General features: G+C 53.1%; 22 protein-coding genes. 10 read left to right on the top strand and 12 right to left on the bottom strand.

Going from position 1 to position 20,335, the window contains the following annotated elements; translation table 11 throughout:
• The first annotated feature begins 52 nt into the window (after positions 1 to 52).
• The 4 genes from DFK18_RS02875 (at position 53) to DFK18_RS02860 (ending at position 4,180) form a co-directional block, all read left to right on the top strand.
• The gene (locus DFK18_RS02875) at positions 53 to 628 is read left to right on the top strand and encodes a TRAP transporter small permease (protein WP_114416711.1); all 576 of its coding nucleotides are present in this window, start codon (positions 53 to 55) and stop codon (positions 626 to 628) included.
• Positions 629 to 631: 3 nt separating this feature from the next.
• Positions 632 to 1,915, top strand: coding sequence for a TRAP transporter large permease (locus DFK18_RS02870; protein ID WP_114416710.1), 1,284 nt, complete (start codon positions 632 to 634; stop codon positions 1,913 to 1,915).
• A gap of 18 nt (positions 1,916 to 1,933) precedes the next feature.
• Positions 1,934 to 2,374 carry a universal stress protein gene (locus tag DFK18_RS02865; RefSeq protein ID WP_114416709.1) on the top strand — a complete coding sequence of 147 codons (441 nt, stop codon included), beginning with the start codon at positions 1,934 to 1,936 and terminating at the stop codon, positions 2,372 to 2,374.
• Positions 2,375 to 2,467: 93 nt separating this feature from the next.
• Positions 2,468 to 4,180 carry a potassium/proton antiporter gene (locus DFK18_RS02860; protein ID WP_114416708.1) on the top strand — a complete coding sequence of 571 codons (1,713 nt, stop codon included), beginning with the start codon at positions 2,468 to 2,470 and terminating at the stop codon, positions 4,178 to 4,180.
• Here DFK18_RS02860 and DFK18_RS02855 read toward each other — a convergent pair whose 3' ends face one another.
• From DFK18_RS02855 to DFK18_RS02840, 4 genes are all read right to left on the bottom strand, one after another.
• Positions 4,181 to 4,741 (bottom strand): chalcone isomerase family protein, encoded by a 561-nt coding sequence (locus DFK18_RS02855; RefSeq protein WP_114416707.1) that lies wholly within the window; start codon positions 4,739 to 4,741, stop codon positions 4,181 to 4,183.
• A gap of 51 nt (positions 4,742 to 4,792) precedes the next feature.
• Positions 4,793 to 5,740 (bottom strand): hypothetical protein, encoded by a 948-nt coding sequence (locus DFK18_RS02850; protein ID WP_162299669.1) that lies wholly within the window; start codon positions 5,738 to 5,740, stop codon positions 4,793 to 4,795.
• Positions 5,741 to 5,865: 125 nt separating this feature from the next.
• Positions 5,866 to 6,480 (bottom strand): thiol:disulfide interchange protein DsbA/DsbL, encoded by a 615-nt coding sequence (locus DFK18_RS02845; protein WP_162299668.1) that lies wholly within the window; start codon positions 6,478 to 6,480, stop codon positions 5,866 to 5,868.
• 59 nt (positions 6,481 to 6,539) lie between these two features.
• Positions 6,540 to 7,154, bottom strand: coding sequence for a c-type cytochrome (locus DFK18_RS02840; protein ID WP_114416704.1), 615 nt, complete (start codon positions 7,152 to 7,154; stop codon positions 6,540 to 6,542).
• 210 nt (positions 7,155 to 7,364) lie between these two features.
• Between DFK18_RS02840 and yihA the strand changes: the two genes are divergently transcribed.
• A complete protein-coding gene (gene yihA, locus DFK18_RS02835) occupies positions 7,365 to 8,090 on the top strand; it encodes a ribosome biogenesis GTP-binding protein YihA/YsxC (RefSeq protein WP_114416703.1) in 726 nt (241 codons plus the stop codon).
• On the opposite strand, the gene DFK18_RS02830 is transcribed toward yihA, so the two are convergent.
• Genes DFK18_RS02830 through argH form a run of 5 tightly spaced genes read right to left on the bottom strand, consistent with a single transcriptional unit; the run spans position 8,011 to position 12,329 of the window.
• Positions 8,011 to 8,697 (bottom strand): DUF484 family protein, encoded by a 687-nt coding sequence (locus tag DFK18_RS02830; RefSeq protein ID WP_114416702.1) that lies wholly within the window; start codon positions 8,695 to 8,697, stop codon positions 8,011 to 8,013. The two genes, yihA and DFK18_RS02830, sit on opposite strands and share 80 nt — an antisense overlap.
• Complete coding sequence (gene dapF / locus DFK18_RS02825; protein WP_114416701.1) at positions 8,694 to 9,524, bottom strand: diaminopimelate epimerase; 831 nt, start codon at positions 9,522 to 9,524, stop codon at positions 8,694 to 8,696. Before dapF ends, DFK18_RS02830 begins: the two co-directional genes overlap by 4 nt.
• Before the next feature lie 11 nt (positions 9,525 to 9,535).
• Positions 9,536 to 10,786 (bottom strand): diaminopimelate decarboxylase, encoded by a 1,251-nt coding sequence (lysA, locus tag DFK18_RS02820; protein WP_114416700.1) that lies wholly within the window; start codon positions 10,784 to 10,786, stop codon positions 9,536 to 9,538.
• 11 nt (positions 10,787 to 10,797) lie between these two features.
• Positions 10,798 to 10,929, bottom strand: coding sequence for an LPS translocon maturation chaperone LptM (gene lptM, locus DFK18_RS02815; RefSeq protein WP_114416699.1), 132 nt, complete (start codon positions 10,927 to 10,929; stop codon positions 10,798 to 10,800).
• 5 nt (positions 10,930 to 10,934) lie between these two features.
• Entirely contained in the window at positions 10,935 to 12,329 is a 1,395-nt protein-coding gene (gene argH / locus DFK18_RS02810) for an argininosuccinate lyase (protein ID WP_114416698.1), read from the bottom strand.
• A 356-nt stretch (positions 12,330 to 12,685) separates the two neighbouring features.
• Here argH and DFK18_RS02805 point away from each other — a divergent pair, with 356 nt between their 5' ends.
• The 3 genes from DFK18_RS02805 to DFK18_RS02795 all read left to right on the top strand — a co-directional run bounded on the left by DFK18_RS02805 (position 12,686) and on the right by DFK18_RS02795 (position 16,551).
• Positions 12,686 to 14,032 (top strand): sodium-dependent transporter, encoded by a 1,347-nt coding sequence (locus DFK18_RS02805; protein ID WP_245944319.1) that lies wholly within the window; start codon positions 12,686 to 12,688, stop codon positions 14,030 to 14,032.
• Between the two features lie 207 nt (positions 14,033 to 14,239).
• Entirely contained in the window at positions 14,240 to 15,937 is a 1,698-nt protein-coding gene (locus DFK18_RS02800) for a sensor histidine kinase (RefSeq protein WP_162299667.1), read from the top strand.
• Positions 15,934 to 16,551, top strand: a complete 618-nt coding sequence (locus tag DFK18_RS02795) for a response regulator transcription factor (protein ID WP_114416695.1) — start codon at positions 15,934 to 15,936, stop codon at positions 16,549 to 16,551. Before DFK18_RS02800 ends, DFK18_RS02795 begins: the two co-directional genes overlap by 4 nt.
• Here DFK18_RS02795 and DFK18_RS02790 read toward each other — a convergent pair.
• Positions 16,545 to 17,519, bottom strand: coding sequence for a lipid A deacylase LpxR family protein (locus DFK18_RS02790; RefSeq protein WP_114416694.1), 975 nt, complete (start codon positions 17,517 to 17,519; stop codon positions 16,545 to 16,547). The genes DFK18_RS02795 and DFK18_RS02790 overlap by 7 nt on opposite strands.
• 187 nt (positions 17,520 to 17,706) lie before the next feature.
• On the opposite strand from DFK18_RS02790, the gene DFK18_RS02785 reads away from it, so the two are divergent.
• Positions 17,707 to 18,351: a c-type cytochrome gene (locus DFK18_RS02785; RefSeq protein ID WP_218563890.1), complete on the top strand. Its 645-nt coding sequence runs from the start codon at positions 17,707 to 17,709 to the stop codon at positions 18,349 to 18,351.
• 11 nt (positions 18,352 to 18,362) lie between these two features.
• Positions 18,363 to 19,358 carry a c-type cytochrome gene (locus DFK18_RS02780; RefSeq protein WP_114416692.1) on the top strand — a complete coding sequence of 332 codons (996 nt, stop codon included), beginning with the start codon at positions 18,363 to 18,365 and terminating at the stop codon, positions 19,356 to 19,358.
• Between the two features lie 45 nt (positions 19,359 to 19,403).
• Here the strand turns inward: DFK18_RS02780 and DFK18_RS02775 are convergent, their stop codons facing one another.
• Both DFK18_RS02775 and DFK18_RS02770 read right to left on the bottom strand, forming a co-directional pair.
• A complete protein-coding gene (locus DFK18_RS02775) occupies positions 19,404 to 19,901 on the bottom strand; it encodes a disulfide bond formation protein B (RefSeq protein ID WP_114416691.1) in 498 nt (165 codons plus the stop codon).
• Between the two features lie 89 nt (positions 19,902 to 19,990).
• Complete coding sequence (locus tag DFK18_RS02770) at positions 19,991 to 20,191, bottom strand: PA3496 family putative envelope integrity protein (RefSeq protein ID WP_114416690.1); 201 nt, start codon at positions 20,189 to 20,191, stop codon at positions 19,991 to 19,993.
• Positions 20,192 to 20,335 lie beyond the last annotated feature (144 nt).

Here is a 20,335-nt window from a genome sequence, read left to right as displayed (position 1 = left end):
CAGGGAAGAAATGGTTGCCAAGGAAGGCACCCAGTTACAGGAGTAATCTCCCATGCAGGATGATCTACCCTCTCACTCCCAGTCCGCCCTACCGGGATTTCTAGGCACCATTGATAATGGTATTAGCAAGGCAGAAGCCGTGATCCTGGCTCTGGGTGTCTTGTTAATGGCTATTAATACCATTGCCAATGTTGTCGGACGTTTTGTTTTTGGTGAGAGTCTGCACTTTGCAGAAGAAGTGAATCGTATTCTGATCGTCATGATCACCTTTGCCGGTATCGGCTATGCGGCACGGCACGGTCGCCATATTCGTATGTCAGCCCTCTATGATGCCTTCCCGGTTGAAACCCGGCGTTATTTGATGATTTTTATCGCCTTCTTTACCAGCGCAATCATGTTCTTTCTCTGCTGGTATTCGGTGACCTACATCTACAGCATCTATTCCACCGGTCGTATCCTGCCGACCCTGGGACTGCCTCTCTACTGGATTTATCTCTGGGTGCCCATAGGCTTTGCGGTCACGGGTATTCAGTACTTTATGACGGGCATTAAAAACTTTATCTCCAAGGATGTTTATCTTTCCACCAACGTCGTGGATGGCTACGAAGACACGGAAACCGAGGTGTAACCTATGGCGCTCTTGATGCTGGCAGCCATGATCGTGCTGCTGATGTTGGGTTTTCCCATGATGATTCCCCTGACCATAGGCGCACTCATCGGTTTTGTGATGATGTTCGATGGTCTGGGGCAGATGGATACTTTTGTGCAACAGGTGATGGCGGGGATAAGACCTGCTGCCCTGATTGCCGTTCCCATGTTTATTCTGGCAGCCGATATTATGACCCGGGGTCAATCGGCTAGCCGCTTAATCAATATGGTCATGTCGTTTATTGGCCACATTAAAGGCGGGTTGGCTGTCAGTACTGCAGCTTCCTGTACTCTTTTTGGTGCTGTTTCCGGTTCCACTCAGGCAACAGTGGTGGCCGTAGGCTCTCCACTTCGTCCCCGCATGCTTAAGGCCGGGTACTCCGATTCCTTTACTCTTGCTTTGATCATCAACTCCAGTGATATCGCCTTTTTGATTCCTCCCAGTATTGGGATGATTATCTATGGGGTCATTTCCGGTACTTCCATTGGTGAGCTGTTTATTGCCGGGATAGGCCCGGGTCTCCTGATCTTGGCGATGTTTTCGCTTTACTGCATTGGCTACGCCCACCTGAACAAGGTGCCCACCGAGCCACGTTCGACCTGGAAGGAACGGCTAGTATCCGTTCAGGAAGCCCTCTGGCCACTGGGTTTCCCAGTGATTATCGTGGGTGGTATCTACGGCGGTATTTTCAGTCCTACCGAAGCAGCAGCAGTGTGTGTGCTCTATGCCGTGATTCTGGAGTTTGCTATCTTCCGCTCGCTGAAGGCGATGGATATCTACAAGATTGCCAAATCCACCGGCCTGATTACCGCCGTAGTATTTATCCTAGTGGGTGTGGGTAATGGTTTTTCCTGGATTATTTCCTTTGCCCAGATTCCTGAAGCTATTCTGAGTAGTGTCGGCATCCAGGATGCGGGGCCAATCGGGGTACTGGTAGCAATTGCCGTAGCCTTCTTTATAGCCTGCATGTTTGTCGATCCCATCGTGGTTATTCTGGTACTGACACCGATCTTTACTCCCGCTATTGAAGCCACGGCTTTGGACCCCGTTCTGGTGGGTGTTCTGATTACTCTGATGGTTGCCATAGGTTCGGCTACACCACCTTTTGGTTGCGATATCTTCACAGCAATTGCGATCTTCAAGCGTCCCTACTGGGAAGTCATTCGGGGAACACCACCCTTCGTCTTTATGCTGGTGGCGGCTGCAGGGCTGATTATTGCTTTCCCGCAGATTGCGCTGTTCTTTAGAGATCTGGCTTACGGCTAAACCTTTTGGAGAAGGGTAATGTTTAAAAAAATTCTGGTTCCAGTGGACGGTTCTGAGGGAGCTCTGGCTGCCTTGGAAAAGGCTGTAGAACTACAGAAACTGACTTCAGCTGAACTCTTGATTCTGTGTGTCTACAAGCATCACAGTCTATTTGAAGCCTCTCTTTCGATGGTGCGTCCAGATGAAGTCCAGATTCCGGATGATGCCCTCCAGGAATATGCCAAGAGTGTTGCCGAGCACGCCAAGGAGAAGGCCAAGGAGTGGGGTGCTGAGCAGGTGCGGGCTTTCGTGAAGGGAGGGCGTCCGTCAAAAACAATTGTGAAGTTTGCCAAAACCAAGGAAGTTGACCTGATTGTAATGGGGTCCCGCGGGACGAATGGTGATGTCGAGGGTTACTTTATGGGCAGTGTGTCCCAGCGAGTTGCCAGCCATTCCAAGTGCCCGACGCTGGTTGTCTGACAAACGGCATAAATATTCCTCACGACCCTCGGCATGCCGGGGGTTTTTTATGCCACAATTAAGCTTCTGCTTGGCTAAGACTTGTGACCCCCTGTGGATAATCTGAATTCAATTTTCCTGATAGCTTCCCTATTACTCTGCCTGAGTATCCTGGCCAGTGTTATATCAGCACGTGTTGGCATGCCGCTGCTGTTGGTATTTCTGGCTATCGGGATGCTGGCTGGTGAAGACGGCATCGGCGGGGTAAATTTTGCCAATTTTGAGGTGGCTTATACCATCGGCCACCTGGCGCTTGCTGTTATCCTGCTGGATGGTGGGATGCGAACCCGAATGAAAACCTTCCGGGTAGGGTTGCGGCCGGCACTCTCTCTGGCGACCTTGGGCGTTCTGGTGACCAGTGGCTTGACGGGACTCTTGGCCCAGTGGCTATTTGACCTGACGCTAATGCAGGGGCTGCTGGTTGGTGCCATTGTCGGGTCGACAGACGCGGCGGCAGTCTTTTCCATGCTGGGTGGCAAGGGTGTTCATCTGAACGAAAGGGTCAGTGCAACCCTGGAGATAGAGTCGGGTACCAACGATCCCATGGCGATCTTCCTGACCATTACTCTGATTACTTTACTGACCCAGGATGCTGCCAATCCCTGGCAGGCGCTGCAAGTATTTGCTTTGCAATTTGGTCTGGGCTTGCCTCTGGGGTTAGGTGCCGGTTGGTTGTTCTCGCGAGTTCTCAAGCGGGTGCATCTACCCACGGGGCTCTATCCGCTGCTGGTGACTGGTGCAGGCCTGGCACTTTTTGCTGCAACCAATCTTCTGGGAGGGAGCGGGTTCCTGGCGATCTATTTGGCCGGGCTGATGCTGGGCAACAGTCGTAGTGCCCAGCTGCAATATATTCTCCCCGTGCATGATGGCCTGGCCTGGCTGAGCCAAATCGGCCTCTTCCTGATTTTGGGGTTATTGGTGACGCCCCACCAAATGCTCGATATTGCCCTGCCAGCAACCGCTTTGGCTTTGGGTCTGATTTTTGTAGCTCGCCCCCTGGCTGTGGGGCTCTGCCTGCTGCCGTTTTTTAAATTCAACCTGCGTGAGCTGGGCTTCATTGCCTGGGTGGGCTTGAGGGGAGCCGTGCCCATAGTACTGGCAATTTTTCCGGTTATTGCCGGGACTGACAAGGCTTCCTTGTATTTTAATATTGCCTTCCACGTGGTACTGATTTCATTGTTGGTCCAGGGGAGCAGCCTTCCCTGGATGGCCAAGAAGCTTCGCGTGGAAGTCCCCCCGGATTTTGCACCTAAACGCCGTAGTCTTTTGGGTATCTTCCCCGAAGATGATTATGAAGCCTTTGTGTATACCGTCATGAGCGAAACGCTGGAAGGCGTGGAATTAAGACGCTTGAGATTTCCTTCCGGCGCCCGCATCGGCGCTCTCTTCAGAAACCGGCAGCTGATCCACCCGTCCGGGAGTACCCAGCTTCAACAAGGCGACCTCCTGTGTATTATTGGCAGGGATGCTGATCTGCCGGTGCTTAACAAGATGTTTAATGAAGAGCCCGCCCCGAAGAAAGAAAAGGCCCGCAGCTTCTTTGGCGATTTTACCCTGGATGGTGAAGCGCCTCTCAAGGATGTGGCTGAACTCTACGGCTTAACTCTGAGTGCGGATCAGAAGGAGTTGTCCTTGGGAGAATTCTTGACGCGTCGTTTCGGGGGCCACCCGGTTGTCGGTGACCAGATGGATTGGCATGGTATTCACTGGGTCGTGGTCAAGGTAGAAGGCGACAAAATAGCCCGTGTTGGTCTGAAGCCACTTTAATCAGCGATTTAGAAGATCCTCTTTCAAGGATTCACTGGCCGGCTCTTCTCCCAGCCAGATAGAAAAAAGAGCTGAGGCCAACAAGGCATCATTGAGTTGCCCCAGGGGTTGACCATTTAATGCCAGCTCCAGCCCCTGCTGGGGAATCCAGGTTAAAGAATAGCGATCTCCGGGTTCAACCGCTTGGTAGAGGTCAAGGAAAGCGGGTAGAGAGGTGGAAAGCTGCTGTTGATCATCAGCAGAAGTATTGGCCGCTATACCTGCTTGAGTGGCTTGAACGAAATCCTCAGCTGCAATGGAATGAAAGTATTCTATTTCCAGTCTTCTGCCACTGGTTGGATCCTCGTGGGAAGCTCCTGGTTGCGCCTGATAGTAGGCGGCGACATAGGCCTTAATAACCAAGCCAACCCTGAGAAGCCCCTGGCCCTGAAGTTGCAAGGTATTGTAGTTGGCAGGGAAAAACACACCTTCGACGATAATTCCTTCATGATCGTCAGCCAGAGCAGGCGTGATGAGTAGTAAGATCAGGCAGGAAAGGAAATAGTTGCGAATTGGTGGCATGGCTTAATCATCCTAGAGAAGGATGAATTCAGCATAGCAGCTATGGAAAACTCAAGGGCTTTCTTTTTTGTTATCTTCGCTGGCTGCTGCCTGTTCTTCTTGCTGGGTCGATGTTTCAGCTTGCTCCTTGGAAGCAGCCGAAATGGCTTGTTGCTGCTCCTGCTGTTGCAATTTTTCTTCATGAGCCTGGGCATTTTCATCCAGTTCGTTGGGATCAAAATCCATGGACTCAATAAAAGCGTCTTCCTTTTCTTTTTGCAGCAATTCTTGGTAACCCTTGAGAGCTTCTACCATAAACTCATAGTAGGTTTTGGTATCCTGCAGGGTTCGCAGATTGGCGAGAAGCGTGTGCTCACGCGACATTAAAGCGAGTCGCTTGAAGCGGCGGCCACCCAGGCGGGGGTTAAATTCAACCAGGGGATAGATACGGTGGATATAGCCGAGTCGGCCTTCAATATTGCGGATGTATTCAATCAGATCACGCTTTAAACGTTTGCGTTGGGTGACTAGTGCGGGGTAGCGGTTCAGCGAGGGAAAATAGGACATCATTCCTGCACCGTGGGTCAGCCAGAGCACAAAGGCAATACCGCCAGCAATACCGCCGACCCAGGGGCTGGTTAAACTGAGCAGGCTGGCAAGGAAAAGAAAGAGGGCTGAACCGAGGGCAATAAACCAGAGGGTGCGGGCGCGTTTGGCAGCAAAGATCTCATGATCGGTGGGATAGTCGACCAGAGACAGCAGGTCATAATCCATGCCTTCAAGTTCGGCATAGAGACTTCGCCTTTCAGCTTCCAGGCGTTCCTTTTCGGCCTTTTCGCGTTCTTCAATTTTTCTCTGGCGCTCTTCCTCTTCCCACTGGAGGCGTTCCTTTTCGCGGGCAGCACGACTCTCCTTGACCTCATCTTCGGCTGATTTTTGCCGCGAAGCCAAGTCATTGCTTTGCTGGGAGGAATCTTCGGAAAGATTTCTCTGTCCTATTAAATCGTCTGAGCTATTCACAGTTAACGCCACTGTGTCCTAAGAGAGATATGGCTATCATAGAGGCTCGCGGCGGCTTTGTCCGTTTCAACCTGTAACTCAGACAGTAAAAAAGCAGCCGAGCGAGCCAGGGTGTAGGTATTGGATTAGCGGTTGGAACGTACTTCCTGAATCAGTTGGTCAGCGACACGAATCATATTGCTCAAGCTGCCGGCGGAACGGCCATCAACTTGATACTGGCCATCAACGATCAGGGTGGGTACGCTGGCTACGCCAAAATTCCGCAGCCGCGCGGTATCTCTTTGTACACGCCTGTCGACACCAAAGCTGGAATAGGTATCTTCTACTTCTTGAGCGGATACACCATAGTCAGCGAAAAATTCGCTGAGCGCATCGACACTGCCCATATTCTGACCATCACGATGGATGGCATGGAAAAAAGGCATGTGGGCTTCCTCGAAGATACCCAGGGCTTCCATGATGTAATAGGCTCTGGAGCGGTGTTCCCACTGTTGATTAAAAGAAGCAGGTAGACGGACCAGCTCTACATCCTCCGGAAGCGTTTGAGCCCAGGCTTCCAGTTGAGGTTCCAGACGATAGCAGTGAGGGCAGGTGTAGGAAAAAATTGCAGTGACTTCTATCTTGTCATCGGCGACTTGCGGTCTGACTCTGTCACCCAGTGTTGTGTAACCTTCGGCGAAAACAGGGCCTGTTAGCAGTAAAAACGCTATCAGCAAAAAACAACGACGCATCAGGGGCATGGGTCTCTCCATCAGTCAAAAAAAAGGGGCTAAAAAAGCCCCTTTTAAGATGCCTGCTCTTAGCGATTAGTTCCGTGCAAGCCAAACATATATTCTGCAACGGCTTCGATGTCGGCATCGGTCATTTTTTCTGCAATACCACGCATCATGCCAGCAGGGTCGTTGTCGCGCTCGCCACTGCGGAAGGCATTCAGCTGATTGATGGTGTAGGTAGTGTGCTGACCGGAAACTTCAGGGAAGGCGGCTGGCGCATTACCCTTACCGTTCGGCAGATGGCAGGCTGTACAAGCAGGAATGCCACGGGCAACGTCACCGGCGCGATAGAGATCACGACCCTGGAGAGCCAATTCTTCGTTGGCTTGGCCAACGTTAGCAGGCTGCTGGGAGTAGTAGGCAGCAATATCACGAACATCCTGGTCGCTCAGGTTATCAACAATGCCAGCCATTTCTGGAACATTGCGGGCACCATCACGGATTTCAGTAATCTGCTTGAAAAGGTAGCTGCTGTGCTGGCCAGCCAGGTTGGGCCACTGGGCAACGGCACTAACGCCAGATGCACCGTGACAGGCAGCACAAACGGCTGCTTTTTGTTGTCCAGCTGCGGCATCGCCTTCAGCATGTACGTAACCAGCGGCGCTGATTGCCAGGGTCAAGCCAATAAGTAGTTTTTTCATCGTTCGTCCAGTCTCATCATTTGCTAGTCTTGGAAAGCTGCCGCCCGATGGCTGGCAGAAGACTCCAGCTCTGGTAGCGCTTTTCGCACCTTCGGACGTCCGGTGATAAACTATCACCGTAAAGTACCCGCATTATAGCTAAGCCTTGCGCTAACTGGAATGCCACTCACCTTATCCCTTCTGTTTAAATTTGCCCGTCAGGGGTTGTTCATGCGCCAAGTCAAGAAAAAAAAGCCACGCCAGAAAATTATTTATGAACCGAACAAGAAAAGGCCTCCAGAGCCCCAGCCAGCGCATTTTGCCCAGGCCAGCTTTCTGTTAAGCGCGCCAACTTTAGCTGAATGTCCTGTTGATGAGGGCGTGGAAATCGCTTTTGCAGGACGATCCAATGCCGGGAAATCGAGTGCGTTAAATTGTCTCACCAGCCCGCGATTGGCGCGAACCAGTAAAACGCCAGGGCGTACCCAGTTGATTAACTTTTTCAAAATCGATGAAGAAAAGCGCTTGGTTGACCTGCCTGGTTACGGCTATGCCAAGGTGCCCGATGCTCTGCGGCGCGAATGGGGTAAACATCTGGGTGCCTATGTCAGTGAACGCAAGTGCCTGGTCGGCATTGTTATCATGATGGATATTCGCCACCCCCTGACTGATTTTGACTGCCAGTTAATGGAGGTCGCAGCCAGTCGTGATCTGCCGGTACACCTGCTACTCACCAAGGCAGACAAGTTGAAACGTGGCCCGGCTAAGAATCAGTTGCTGGCGGTGCGTAAGGAGCTGGAGGACTTTCCCGGAAAAGCCAGTGTGCAGCTTTTTTCCTCACTCAAGGGAGAAGGGCGTGGGGAAGCCTGGAAGCGACTCAATAGTTGGCTGGATCTGTCTCGCCCGGATGTTGCTGGGCCGCAAAACTCCGACGATCCTTTGCCAGCAGACGACTGATAATACTGCCCAGGTATTCTATAAACAGGGTGTCCTGCTGCTGGCCGAATTTGTCACTATCCGGGTGCACCAACACCAGCAAACCCAAGGGTCGGGTATGACTCAGCAGGCAGAGGGCGGCAGAGCCCCGGGTCTCTGCTTTTAGACCCAGGCAGCGGGCAGTGCTAGTATCCAACTGAGTGCACAGAGCCTGACGATTACCGAGCAAATCCAACTGCTGTTTTTGCAAGCTCTCATCAGCACGGTTGAGGCTATTGAGATTGGTGTAACTCCAGAGAAGGACTTCCGGAATCTGGAAGTCCTGCTGGAGGCGCTCTGAGAGCACACTGATCAGTTCTTCGGAATTTTCTGTTTCTACCAGATTAATCAGCAGGCGTTCGGTGCGACGCAGACGCTTTTCATTGTCGCGGGCATTGGCCAGCAACTGCTGATAGTTTTCTTCTTGCTGGCGCACCTGTTCACGCAGCAAACCCAACTGATAAGTAAGCAGAGACTCGGCATCCCCACAGGGGTGGTCAAGTTCGAGACTGCAAAGCAATTCTTCGCGTCCTTTGAAGAAATCCGGATTTTCCCGCAACCAGTCGACGACTTCCTCGGCATCCATCATAAGTAAATCTGTCCTTCATAAACTTTCTTGGCTGGCCCCGTCATCATTACAGGGTGACCCTCGCCGGGCCATTCTATTTGCAGATGCCCCCCGGGTAGTTGGATATCGACCCAGGAATCAAACCAACCCTGAATACGTCCGGATACCATGGCCGCACAAGCACCAGTGCCACAGGCCAGAGTTTCACCCACACCGCGTTCAAAAACCCGAAGCCGAGCCTGATTACGCTCCTGTACCTGGAGAAACCCTGCATTCACTCGTTTGGGAAAACGCACGTGATTTTCAATCAGGGGGCCCAGTCGCTCGACGGCTGCTTCATCCACCTGATCCACTCGTAAAACCGCATGAGGATTACCCATGGACACGGCACCGATATTCAAGGTCTGGCCGTCTACATCCAGTGCATAACTTTTTGCTTGTACTTCGGCTTGAAAGGGAATTTGATCGGGTGAAAGTTGGGGAATGCCCATGTTGACGGTGACCTGGCCATCATCTCTAACCTGAAGGGTCAGGGGGCCTCCTGCCGTTTCCACCTTCAGCGTTTGCTTGCTGGTGAGCTTGCGGTCACGAACAAAGACGGCGAAACAGCGGGCACCATTGCCGCAGTTTTCTACCTCGGAACCATCAGCATTATAAATGCGATAGCGAAAGTCAGCATCGGGCGTACGCGGTGCTTCCACAGTCAAAAGCTGATCAAAGCCGATGCCAAAATGGCGATCAGCCAAGCGCCTTATTTGTTCGGTGCGCAGGCGGGCTTTCTGGCTGATCAGGTCAACCATCATGAAATCATTGCCCAGACCTTGCATCTTGGTGAAATGGAGCAGCATTTTATGCCTCATCAGGCTGGCAGAGTAAATTCGCCGGCCATTTGTTGTTCATAGCTTTCCCGCTGGCGGACCAGATACCAGTTTTCGCCATCAACCATGACTTCAGCAGCCCGGTTACGGCTGTTGTAATTGGATGCCATGGTGAAACCATAGGCACCGGCCGAACGGATAGCCAGCAAATCGCCTGCTTCCAAGGCCAGTTTGCGATCCTTGCCCAGAAAATCGCCCGTTTCACAAATAGGACCAACAATTTCCCAGTTGCGTTCAGTGGCATCTTCACGCGGGGTTACCGCAATGATTTCCTGCCAGGCATCATAGAGCGCCGGGCGCAACAGGTCATTCATGGCGGCATCAACGATGGCAAAATGCTTTTCCTGGCCTTCTTTCAGGTATTCAACCCGGGTGACGAGAATACCGGCATTGGCGGCAATCGCCCGGCCGGGCTCGAAAATCAGCTCATGGTTACGCTGTGCCAGTTTTTGTCTCAGAGCTTCGACATACGTAGAAGGCAGCGGCGGGGTTTCATCACTGTAGCGAACACCCAGGCCGCCACCCAGATCCAGATGTTGCAAGTGAATGCCGTCTTCGGCCAGTTGATCCACCAGTACCAGGAGGCGATCGAGAGCATCCAGGAAGGGATCTATCTGGGTGATTTGCGAACCTATGTGGCAGTCGACACCCACGATTTCCAGATGCTGCATGGCGGCAGCTTCCCGGTAAACCTCCCGAGCGAGCTCAAAACCGATACCAAATTTGTTGGCTTTCAGGCCGGTAGAGATATAGGGGTGAGTCTGGGGGTCAACATCCGGATTGACGCGCAGAGATATGGGGGCCGTGACCGCCATTTCCTCGGCAATCCGTTCAATGCGGTCCAGTTCCGGACGGGATTCGACATTGAAACACTTAATCCCCACTTCCAGAGCGCGGCGAATTTCATGGGCCTGTTTGCCGACTCCCGAGAAAACGACACGTGCCGGATCGCCGCCTGCTGCCAGGACTCTTTCCAGCTCGCCCACAGAGACGATATCAAAGCCGGCTCCGAGGCGGGCAAGCAGATTGAGAACGGCCAGGTTGGAGTTGGCTTTGACGGCATAACAGATCAGATGGGGCTGATCAGCCAGCGGATCGGAATAGGCTTTGAAGTGGCGCTCCAAAGTGGCACGCGAATAGATGTATAGAGGGGTGCCCAGTTCATCGGCCAGCTCTTTAACTGAAGTCTTTTCGGCAAAGAGTTGCTTGTCTTGGTAATTAAAAAAATCCATAGCCAGATGCCTTATTCAGCAGTGGTGGTGAGCTGTTGTCCCGGCTGGGGCAGGTAGAGGTCATCTTTTTGCCCGCAACCAGCCAGGAGTGTCAAAGTCAGTAGCAGCAACAGGCCACCACAGTAACTAGTGTGACGCTTCATTGCCATTAGCCTCGCTGGCGCAAACGGGTCTGGGCGCGCTTGGCGGCGGCCCGGACTTGATCAGGAGCGGTGCCGCCCAGATGGTTGCGAGCCGCTACCGAGCCTTCCAGGGTGAGGACGTCAAACACATCTTCACCGATGGCGTCAGAGAACTGACGTAGCTCTTCCAGACTCATATCGGAGAGATCCTTTTTCTCGCGCACCCCATAGGCCACTGACTGGCCGACTACTTCATGAGCATCACGGAAAGGCAGCCCCTTGCGGACCAGATAATCAGCTAGGTCCGTAGCCGTGGCAAAACCGCGGCGGGCGGCTTCACGCATGGAGTCACGCTTGGGTTCGATCGCCGGAATCATGTCGGCAAAGGCACGCAGGCAGCCTTGCACTGTATCCAGGGTGTCAAACAGGGGTTCCTTGTCTTCCTGGTTATCCTTGTTGTAGGCCAGCGGCTGAGATTTCATCAGTGTGAGCAGGCTCATCAGGTGGCCATAGACTCGCCCGGTTTTACCGCGAACCAGTTCGGGCACGTCGGGATTTTTCTTTTGCGGCATGATGGAGCTGCCGGTACAAAAGCGATCGGGCAGATCAATAAAGTTGAACTGGGCGCTGGTCCAGAGAATCAACTCTTCACTCATGCGTGACAGGTGCATCAGCAAGAGGCTGGCAAAGCTGCAGAATTCCACGGCGAAGTCACGATCGGATACTGAGTCCAGGGAGTTTTCCGTGGGGCCTGCAAAACCCATCAGTTCGGCTGTTTGCAGGCGGTCGATGGGATAGGTAGTGCCAGCCAGTGCCGCTGCACCCAGGGGCGAGAGATTGACCCTTTTGCGTGCATCTTCAAGGCGTTCGTAATCCCTTTGCAGCATTTCGTTCCAGGCCAGCAGGTGATGGCCAAAGGTGACCGGTTGTGCGGTCTGCAAGTGGGTGAAACCGGGCATGATGGTGTCGGCTTCCTTGACAGCCAAATCGGTCAGACCTTTTTGCAAGCGCGTCAACTCAGCACCAATTCGATCCATTTCATCACGCAGATAAAGACGAATATCGGTGGCGACCTGATCGTTGCGGGAGCGACCGGTATGCAGTTTCTTGCCGGTGATGCCGATCTTGGCCGTTAGAGCGGCCTCAATATTCATATGCACATCTTCCTGCTCTACTGACCAGGTGAAGTCGCCTTTTTCGATTTCAGCTTCTATTTCTTTCAACCCCTGAATGATGGCATCTCTTTCCATATCGGTGAGCACGCCTACTTTGGCCAGCATGGTGGCATGGGCAATCGAGCCTTGAATATCCTGGCGATAGAGGCGCTGATCAAAATTAACCGAAGCGGTAAAGGCTTCTACAAAGGCATCGGTGGGTTCGCTGAAACGTCCACCCGATGAGAGGGAAGTGGGTTGTGTCATCTCTTGTTGGCTCCAGTAATCTAGACCTGTTTTGCTCCCTAGTTTACCAGAGGCCTGACCGGAAAGTCGTCAATAGCCTGCAACTTCGGGTGACCTGCAGGCATATTTCTGGGAAAATAAACGGATAGGTTTTTCCGTACCCCTGATTCAGGGCGCAGTGATCCTGCTTTCGGAAAAACAAGCGAGCCGGCTTATCTTCCGCGCCGCCCGGGTTTGCTGCAGTGATCCTGCCAAGAACTTCGTGTTTCCCTTACCCCGGGGAACCGTTTTTTTGCTGGTGGCTGTGGGCTGGTTTCCGGTGGTGCCGGAACATCGGGCCCTCTACCAACAAAAAAAACGGGGTTAACGAGGTTACTATGGCTTCAACAAAACAGGTGCATGCCCAGTGGTCTTCACGCATGGGCTTTATCCTGGCAGCAACCGGTTCGGCGGTTGGGCTGGGTAATATCTGGAAATTTCCTTATATGGTGGGCGAAAGCGGTGGCGCTGCTTTTGTCTTTATCTATCTGGCTTGTATCCTTCTGATTGGTTTACCCATTCTGGTGAGTGAGTGGCTTTTGGGCCGCAGGGGCCAGAAGAATCCTGTCAATACCATGCAGGAACTGGCCGCAGTTGCCGGAGCCAATAAACTCTGGGTTCTGGTGGGTCTGGGCGGTGTCCTCGGCGCTTTTCTGATTCTCTCCTTTTATAGCGTGATAGGCGGCTGGTCTCTGGCTTACATCAAGGATGCCCTTTTGGGTAATTTTTCGGGCCAGACAGCAGAAGCCATTGGCATTCTGTTTAACGATCTTCTTGCCAGCCCGGCCATCTTGATCCTCTGGCACAGCCTCTTTATGTTGCTGACCGTTTTCATCGTGGCTCGTGGGGTGACCGCTGGTCTGGAAAAAACGGCTCGTTTGCTGATGCCTGCTTTGGGTGTTTTGCTGATTTTGCTGGTTCTCTATGGCATGACCACCGGTGGGTTTACCCAGGCCCTGGCCTTCATGTTTAAGCCTGACTGGTCCGTGGTTTCCGGTGATGTGGTTCTGGCTGCCTTGGGCCATGCTTTCTTTACGCTCTCCCTGGGTATGGGCATCATGATGGCCTATGGCTCCTACCTCGGCGAGGAGGTGAAGCTGTTGCAGGCAGCCCGTACCGTGGTGATCATGGACACCGTCATTGCTCTGGCTGCTGGTCTGGCCATCTTCCCGATAGTCTTTGCCAAGGGGCTGGATCTGGGTTCCGGTCCGGGTCTGATTTTTGTCACTCTGCCAGTGGCCTTCGGTAACATCACCGGTGGCTGGCTGGTCGGCCTGGCTTTCTTTGTGTTGCTCACCTTTGCTGCGGTTACTTCTGCAATTTCCTTGCTGGAACCCGTGGTGGAGTTTGTGGAAGAGCGTACACCCTTAAGCCGGGTTGGCTCGACGCTGGTCTCCGGGGCTGCCGCCTGGGCTCTGGGTGTGCTTGCTCTGATGTCGTTTAATCTGCTGTCAGAATTTGCCATCCTGGGACTGAACATTTTTGATCTCCTGGATACGCTGACCAGTAAATTCTTCCTGCCTTTGACAGGCCTGGGTGTCGTTCTCTTCCTGGCTTGGCGCTTGGATAAGGAAGAAGTTCGTCAGGAACTGGGGCTGGATGTCTACGACTTCAGTCTTTGGAATCTGATCGTGCGCTATCTGGCACCTGTGGGTGTTCTGGTGGTCTTCTTTGCCAATCTTTAAGTTTGTGGGGGCGGCTCAGGGCCGCCCTTGCTCTTGAGTGAAAGAAACAGTTGCCGCTAAACTAATGCCTGGCCGCCATCCACTTAGGCGGGTCTGAACAAGGGCTCTTGCCAGGTGCGTTTTTTTCATCTTCCTTTTATATCCCTTGCCTTTGCAGCCATCCTGCTGCTCACTGCCTCCCAAACCTTAGCTAGCCAAGGTGTTCGCTTGGGTATTCTCGCCTGGAGAGATCTGCCCGAGTTGCATTCGCAGTGGCAACCCACTTTGGATTTGTTGCAACAAAGCCTGCCTGAGGTCAGCTGGCAGCTTCACTGGCTTACCCACGAAGAGCTGGAGGCTGCCCTGGCATCCGGGCAGCTGGATTTTGTGCTCACGAATCCCGGCCACTATGTTGATCTTTCTTCCCGCTACCCCTTGGCACCCCTGGCTACACGACGCGACCCGCATGCCCTGACACCGCATGAATCGCTGGGCTCGGTTCTGGTTACCCTGGCACAGCGTCAGGATCTGCAGCACTTGGCCGATCTTGAGGGCCAGACTCTGGGCATTGTCAGTCCTCAAGCTTTTGGAGGCTTTCAGTTGATAGCGGATGTAATGCTGCGTCAGGGATTTGACTGGACGAAAGAGTTACAGGCTCTCCAGACACGAGGTTTTCCCATGGAAGAGCTGTTGGCTGCTCTGGACCAGGAGCAGGTTGATGCAGTGGTCCTGCGCTCCTGTCTGCTGGAAAGTCTGGCAGCTTCCGGGCAATTGGCGCTAGATGACTATCGGATTCTGTCTCCGCTAGAGGTGGCAGACTATACCTGTGCTACTTCCACGAGGCTATTTCCGGACTGGCCTTTTTTAAGCCTGCAAAGCACGGATTCTGAATTGGCCCGCCAGGTTGCAGTCGCTTTGCTGACCTCTTCGCAAGGTCGCTGGGTTGCCCCTGTCTCCTATCAACCGGTCTATGAGGTCTTTGAACGCCTCCAGGTCGGGCCTTTTTCCGGCTACTCTGCCAGTCCATTAGTGGATTGGCTGATCAGGCATCGAGAATTGCTGCTGTTGCTGGCCTCCCTGCTACTCTTGGTCTTTATCCATCATCTGCGCACTGGCTACCTTGTGCGTCAGCGAACCCGGGAGTTGCGCGAAGCTGAGCGCAATTTGCGGCATCAGCAGGCAGAAATTCTGGAAATGTCGCGTTTTGCCTTGATGGGTGAATTGACGGCGGGTTTGGCGCATGAACTCAATCAGCCGCTTACTTCCGTGGTGAATTACGCCCGGGGGAGTCGCAACTATCTCCTCAGACCGGAAGCTGCTGAGTTCGTGTATCGGGAGTCACTCTTGGATGCCATGAATAAACTGGCAGCCCAGGGGGAGCAGGCAGCTGCAATTATCAAAAATCTGCGTCTGTTTTTACGTAAAAGCGAACCTGTTTACACCTGGATGCAACCTGAGACCGTCTGCACCGAAGCGCTGGAGCTGCTTGCCGGTCACCTGAGCCAGCACCAAATCAATGTTACCTGCAGCTGTACACCGGAACTGCCCGCTTTTTCGGCAAATCGCGTCGAAGTCTTGCAGATCCTGATGAATCTGCTCACCAATGCCATAGAGGCTCTGCTGCCTCTAGAGGTAGAAAACCGCCATCTCAGCTTGTCATGTTCAGTGGTGGGCAATAGCCTGGTTTTTGCGGTCGAGGATAGTGGACCAGGCCTTCAGGGGCTGGATCCGCAAAAAATACTGACCCCTTTTTATACAACGAAAGAAGGTGGTATGGGGTTGGGGTTGAGCCTGAGTCAAACACTGGCCAAGAAAATGGGGGGGCATTTACTCTTGAGGGATAACCCTCGAGGTGAGGGGTTGTTGGCCCTATTCAGCTTGCCCCTGTCTGGAAGACCTCTTGGCGCAATCAAGGAGAAACCATGAAAGCCTGTATATGGCTGCTTGATGATGATGCTGGAATACGTGATTCACTCAGTTGGTTATTGGCTTCCCTGGATTGGGAGGTTAGGTCCTTTGCCGAGCCAGAGGCCTTTCTGCAAGAAATAGCGGCGACCGCCCTGCAGCCGGGTTGCCTGTTGCTGGATATCCGCATGCCGGGGATGACGGGGCTGGAAGTGCTCGAAGAAGTCGGGGTTCGAGCCCAAGGGCTGCCAGTGATCATTATTACCGGTCATGCTGATGTTCCTCTGGCTGTGGCAGCACTCAAGGCAGGGGCATTTGATTTTGTCGAAAAGCCTTTTAATGATGACCAGTTGCTGGCGCGAATCAATCAGGCCGTGCGCCTGCACCAGTCCTATCTTGATCGGGTCAAAGGTCAAGAGGCGCAGGAGCGTCTATGGCTAACGCTGACGCCCAGGGAGCAGGAGGTAATGCGCCAACTGGTACAAGGTCTGACGGCCAGGGAAATTGCTGAGGCGCTTGCAATCAGTCCCAAGACGGTAGATGTTCATCGTCATCATCTTCTGCAAAAGATGCAGGTCCGCTCCCTGGCGGAATTGATACATGCAGGTTACCGGCTGGGTTTGCTGAGTCAGTAGGTCCAGACTAGGGCCAGGCTGCCATAGTTCACCACCTGCCCGCTCAGCTGGGCAACCTGGGAACTCCGCTCTAGCGAAAGTGCAACCAGCATGCCGGGGGTATGCAATGTGGCTCCAAGAAAACCGGACAACCACCAGTTTCTGCCTTCCAGTTCATAACCGGCTTTTTGACCCTCGCTTTCCAGATAACTCCACAGGATCCGTTGGCTGGTAAAACCGGCATACAGTGACCAGCCACTGGAATCCAGGCTGCCCAGCCCTGCCAGGGAGGCCGTGGAACCCAGTACCGAATAGGCCGGGAGCAGATTGCCCGAAAGTTGCTGACCCCAACTTAGATAAGCCCCGGTGCGCGATTGCACGATCCAGGTGTCTGCTTCTCCGGCTAGACCCCAGCCGCCTCGAACCTGGAAATGATCTCCCTGCCAATGAAAAAAATGCCGGGCATGCAGGGCAGTCATGCCTACAACGGGTTGAGTCGGTAGTTGGTGTTGCCAGCCTTGCGGTGTCGTTGATCCGGTCCATTGATGGACCCAGCGCTGACTGGCATCCGCCTGGGAAGCTTCACCGGTCGTGCCGATTGACAGGGTGTAGCCGGTAATGCTCCTGGCGGTGCGGGCATAGCCACCCAACTGCATGCGCAAAAGACCGGCGTAGGGCGTATCCCGGTACTGGGGCTCAGCCACAGAAATATCACTGGGTGTCAGCATCAGCTGCTCCAGACTCCAGGTAACCGAGTAGAAACTATCCGGTTGCTTCCAGCCGGGGAGCCATTGGAAATACGGGCAGCTCTGGCAGGCCGAGCTGCTAACCTCATCGCTGAGCCAAGCAAATTTCAAGCCGTTGGTATAGTTGCCATCACTGTCGAAAAAGATGTCATTGTCCCAGGAGAGGGCAAGTACTTCTGCCTGAACCCGATTACTCATTGGGACGATCAGCAGGAGGCTTACCAGAAGCAAAAGCTTGCGCATTAAAAGTGACCTGAAAATTGCATATTAGACTGACCATTCTACTTATTTTCTCTCAGTTCACAATCCTGTTATATAAGAAAAATCTTTATTCTTTTAAATCCTTTGCCAATACTGAAAAGACCGTGATTCTTGTAGGCTCTTTTATAGGCTGCAATTGCAGCAGTCACGATGATGGGGAGGGAAAAGAATGCAGTCCTTACTAATGAAAATAATGATCAGCTCCTTCTTGCTGGTCGGCTGGAGTTTACCGGCTTGGGCATTGGATGGTGATGCTCAGCGGGGAGAAGCTGCGGCTGCCGTATGTTCAGCCTGTCACCAGGCCGATGGTAGTGGGCAGAATATTCCCGATGGAGAGTCCTGGCCACGCCTGGCAGGAATGAATGCCGACTACCTGTATAAACAGGTCAAGGACTTCCAGGCAGGAACGCGAGTTAACGCCAGCATGCAGCCTTTTGCGCAGATGCTGACCGATCAACAGCTTCGCGATGTTGCTGTGTATTACAGTCAATTACCGGTTACCCCGGCAGCTGGTGGTGAAACTGCCAGTGAGGAAGACCTGGCCTGGGGGGAAAAGCTGGCAACACGGGGTGACTGGGAGCGATATATCGTCCCTTGCAGCTCTTGTCATGGCCCGGGTAACCAGGGGGCTGGGCAGCATTTTCCAGGCATAGCAGGCCAGCATGCAGGTTACCTTGCTCAGCAGCTTCGTGCTTGGCAAAACGGTGACCGGGATAATGATCCTCAACACCTGATGGCAGCCATTGCCGAGCGCATGAATGAACGTGATATTCAGGCGGTTTCCGCCTGGTTAGCCCAGCAACCAGCCAACTAGGGGGAAATGCAATGTTCAGGAAAATCACTCAACCCTTAGGGGCGGTCGTTTTGGTCAGCCTGCTTGCCCTGCCGGTCAAGGCGGAAGATCAGCCCTTGCGTTTTCCAGTCGAAATTCCAGGGCCTCAGCCAGGTCAGCTGGTACATACACCACCCACCATGGAAGATCTGGAAGCTTCGAACCTGCATCCGGAGCTGAAACGCACCATTCGACGGGGTTATGACTTGTTCATGAATACCCAGCAACTACGCGGCGAAAATGTCTTCAATGACATGAACTGCAAGAGTTGTCATATGGGCGAAGGGCGCTTGCCTTTTGCTGCACCGGTTTGGCGCGCAGCAGTGGTGCTGCCCAATTTCCGTCCTAAAAACCAGCATGTGAATAATCTGGAAGAACGTATTGCCGGTTGTTTCAGCTTTTCCATGAATGGCACCCCACCGGAATACGGTAGTGATAACATGGTGGCTCTGGCTGCTTATCACCGTTGGCTGGCGCGGGGTGTCCCTATTTACCAGTTGGGTAATTATTACGGCCGCGGTTACCCCATCGATGAGCCCGAGGAAGAGCCTTCTTACACCCGGGGCGAGGCGCTCTATGAAGAAAACTGCGCAATCTGTCACGCCAGTGATGGTAGCGGCTTACGTGTTGATGGACAGGCACATTTCCCGGCTGTTTGGGGAGATCTGTCTTATAACTGGGGTGCCGGCATCATTCGCCGCTTTACTCTGGCCGGGTTTATTCGTAACAACATGCCCCTGGGTCAACCCTACAGCATGAGCGTGCAGGAATCCTGGGATATTGCCGAATACATCAATAGTCACGAACGTCCTCAGGACCCTCGTTATACCGGTGATGTTGGCGAGACACGAGAAAGGTATTACGAAACCTTTCATCGTCATGGCTACTACGGAACCGAGCAGCAGGGCCAGCTGCTGGGCGACCATGACAATGTTGGTGAGAAGGATTTCCTAAGACCCTGGAACCTGAGACCTCGCACCTACGAGTAGAAGCGGCGGTTATTTAGCCTGCGGATTTTTTTCCGCAGGCTTTTTTTATTGGCGCTTGCAGAGGCTGTAAGTGGCCAGGCCTACAAAGAGCAGATAACCGGCCAGTGACCACACGGGTAGGGGTAACCAGAAGAAGTTGGCAGCCTGGGCACAATCTGCGGAACCCAGGAACATCTGGGTTAAAGCCTGCTGCAGGGGAAAGAAGTCCAGAAGGGTTTCCACATCCATACCACAGCTGGCTGCTTCCGGATTGAATTTGATGTAAATATGGCGCAAGGCAATCACACTGCCGAGCAGGCCCAGTAGCAGATAAACAAGGATCAGAACCCAGCGCAGGGGGCGATAGCGCTGAAGCAGGAGCGCCACCAGACTGACCAGGGCAAGGGCAATAAAAACCCCTCTTTGCAGCCAGCACAGGGGACAGGGCAGCAGGCCGGTAATCCATTCATAGGCCAGGGCCGCAACGACAATGCCGATGGAGCCCAGAAAGGCCAGCAGGCAACCCTGCTGGCGTATAACAGCAACAATAGAAGATTTGGACACGAAATTTTCCTTGAATGCAGGTCGTCAGCAAAAATATCAGCTTATTAAACCCTGCGCTTTCAGGGAAGTTCCTTGATTGCTAAAAAAGCTTAATGCAGTTCCAGATCCCAGCCATTGCTGAGCTCTTGTTCAAGACGCTTTTTTTCCTGAAGATCTTCAATGGTTTGCCGGGCTCGTCGGTGGCGCTCGGCTTCGGTCCGCATTTTTTGCTCGTTTTCATCTTCAGTAATATTTTTGAAGACGCTCAAGATGTCGGCTTTAACCTGATCGACTGATGGATAATGACGCATAAGGACTCTCCTCTCAGAAGCAGTAAAAACTGCAGGTAGCAGCACTAAATTAACAAGCATTTTTTACGCCAAGATTGCAAGTAAATGGAGAAGTTTTGTCGCGGAAGGAAAAAATGGGTTCATGCGGGGGGGCTGTCACGGGTA

Source organism: Marinospirillum perlucidum, assembly GCF_003336805.1.
Taxonomy (GTDB): domain Bacteria; phylum Pseudomonadota; class Gammaproteobacteria; order Pseudomonadales; family Halomonadaceae; genus Marinospirillum; species Marinospirillum perlucidum.
Note: the sequence above shows the minus strand (reverse complement) of the source record. Positions and strands in the feature narration are given on the sequence as shown.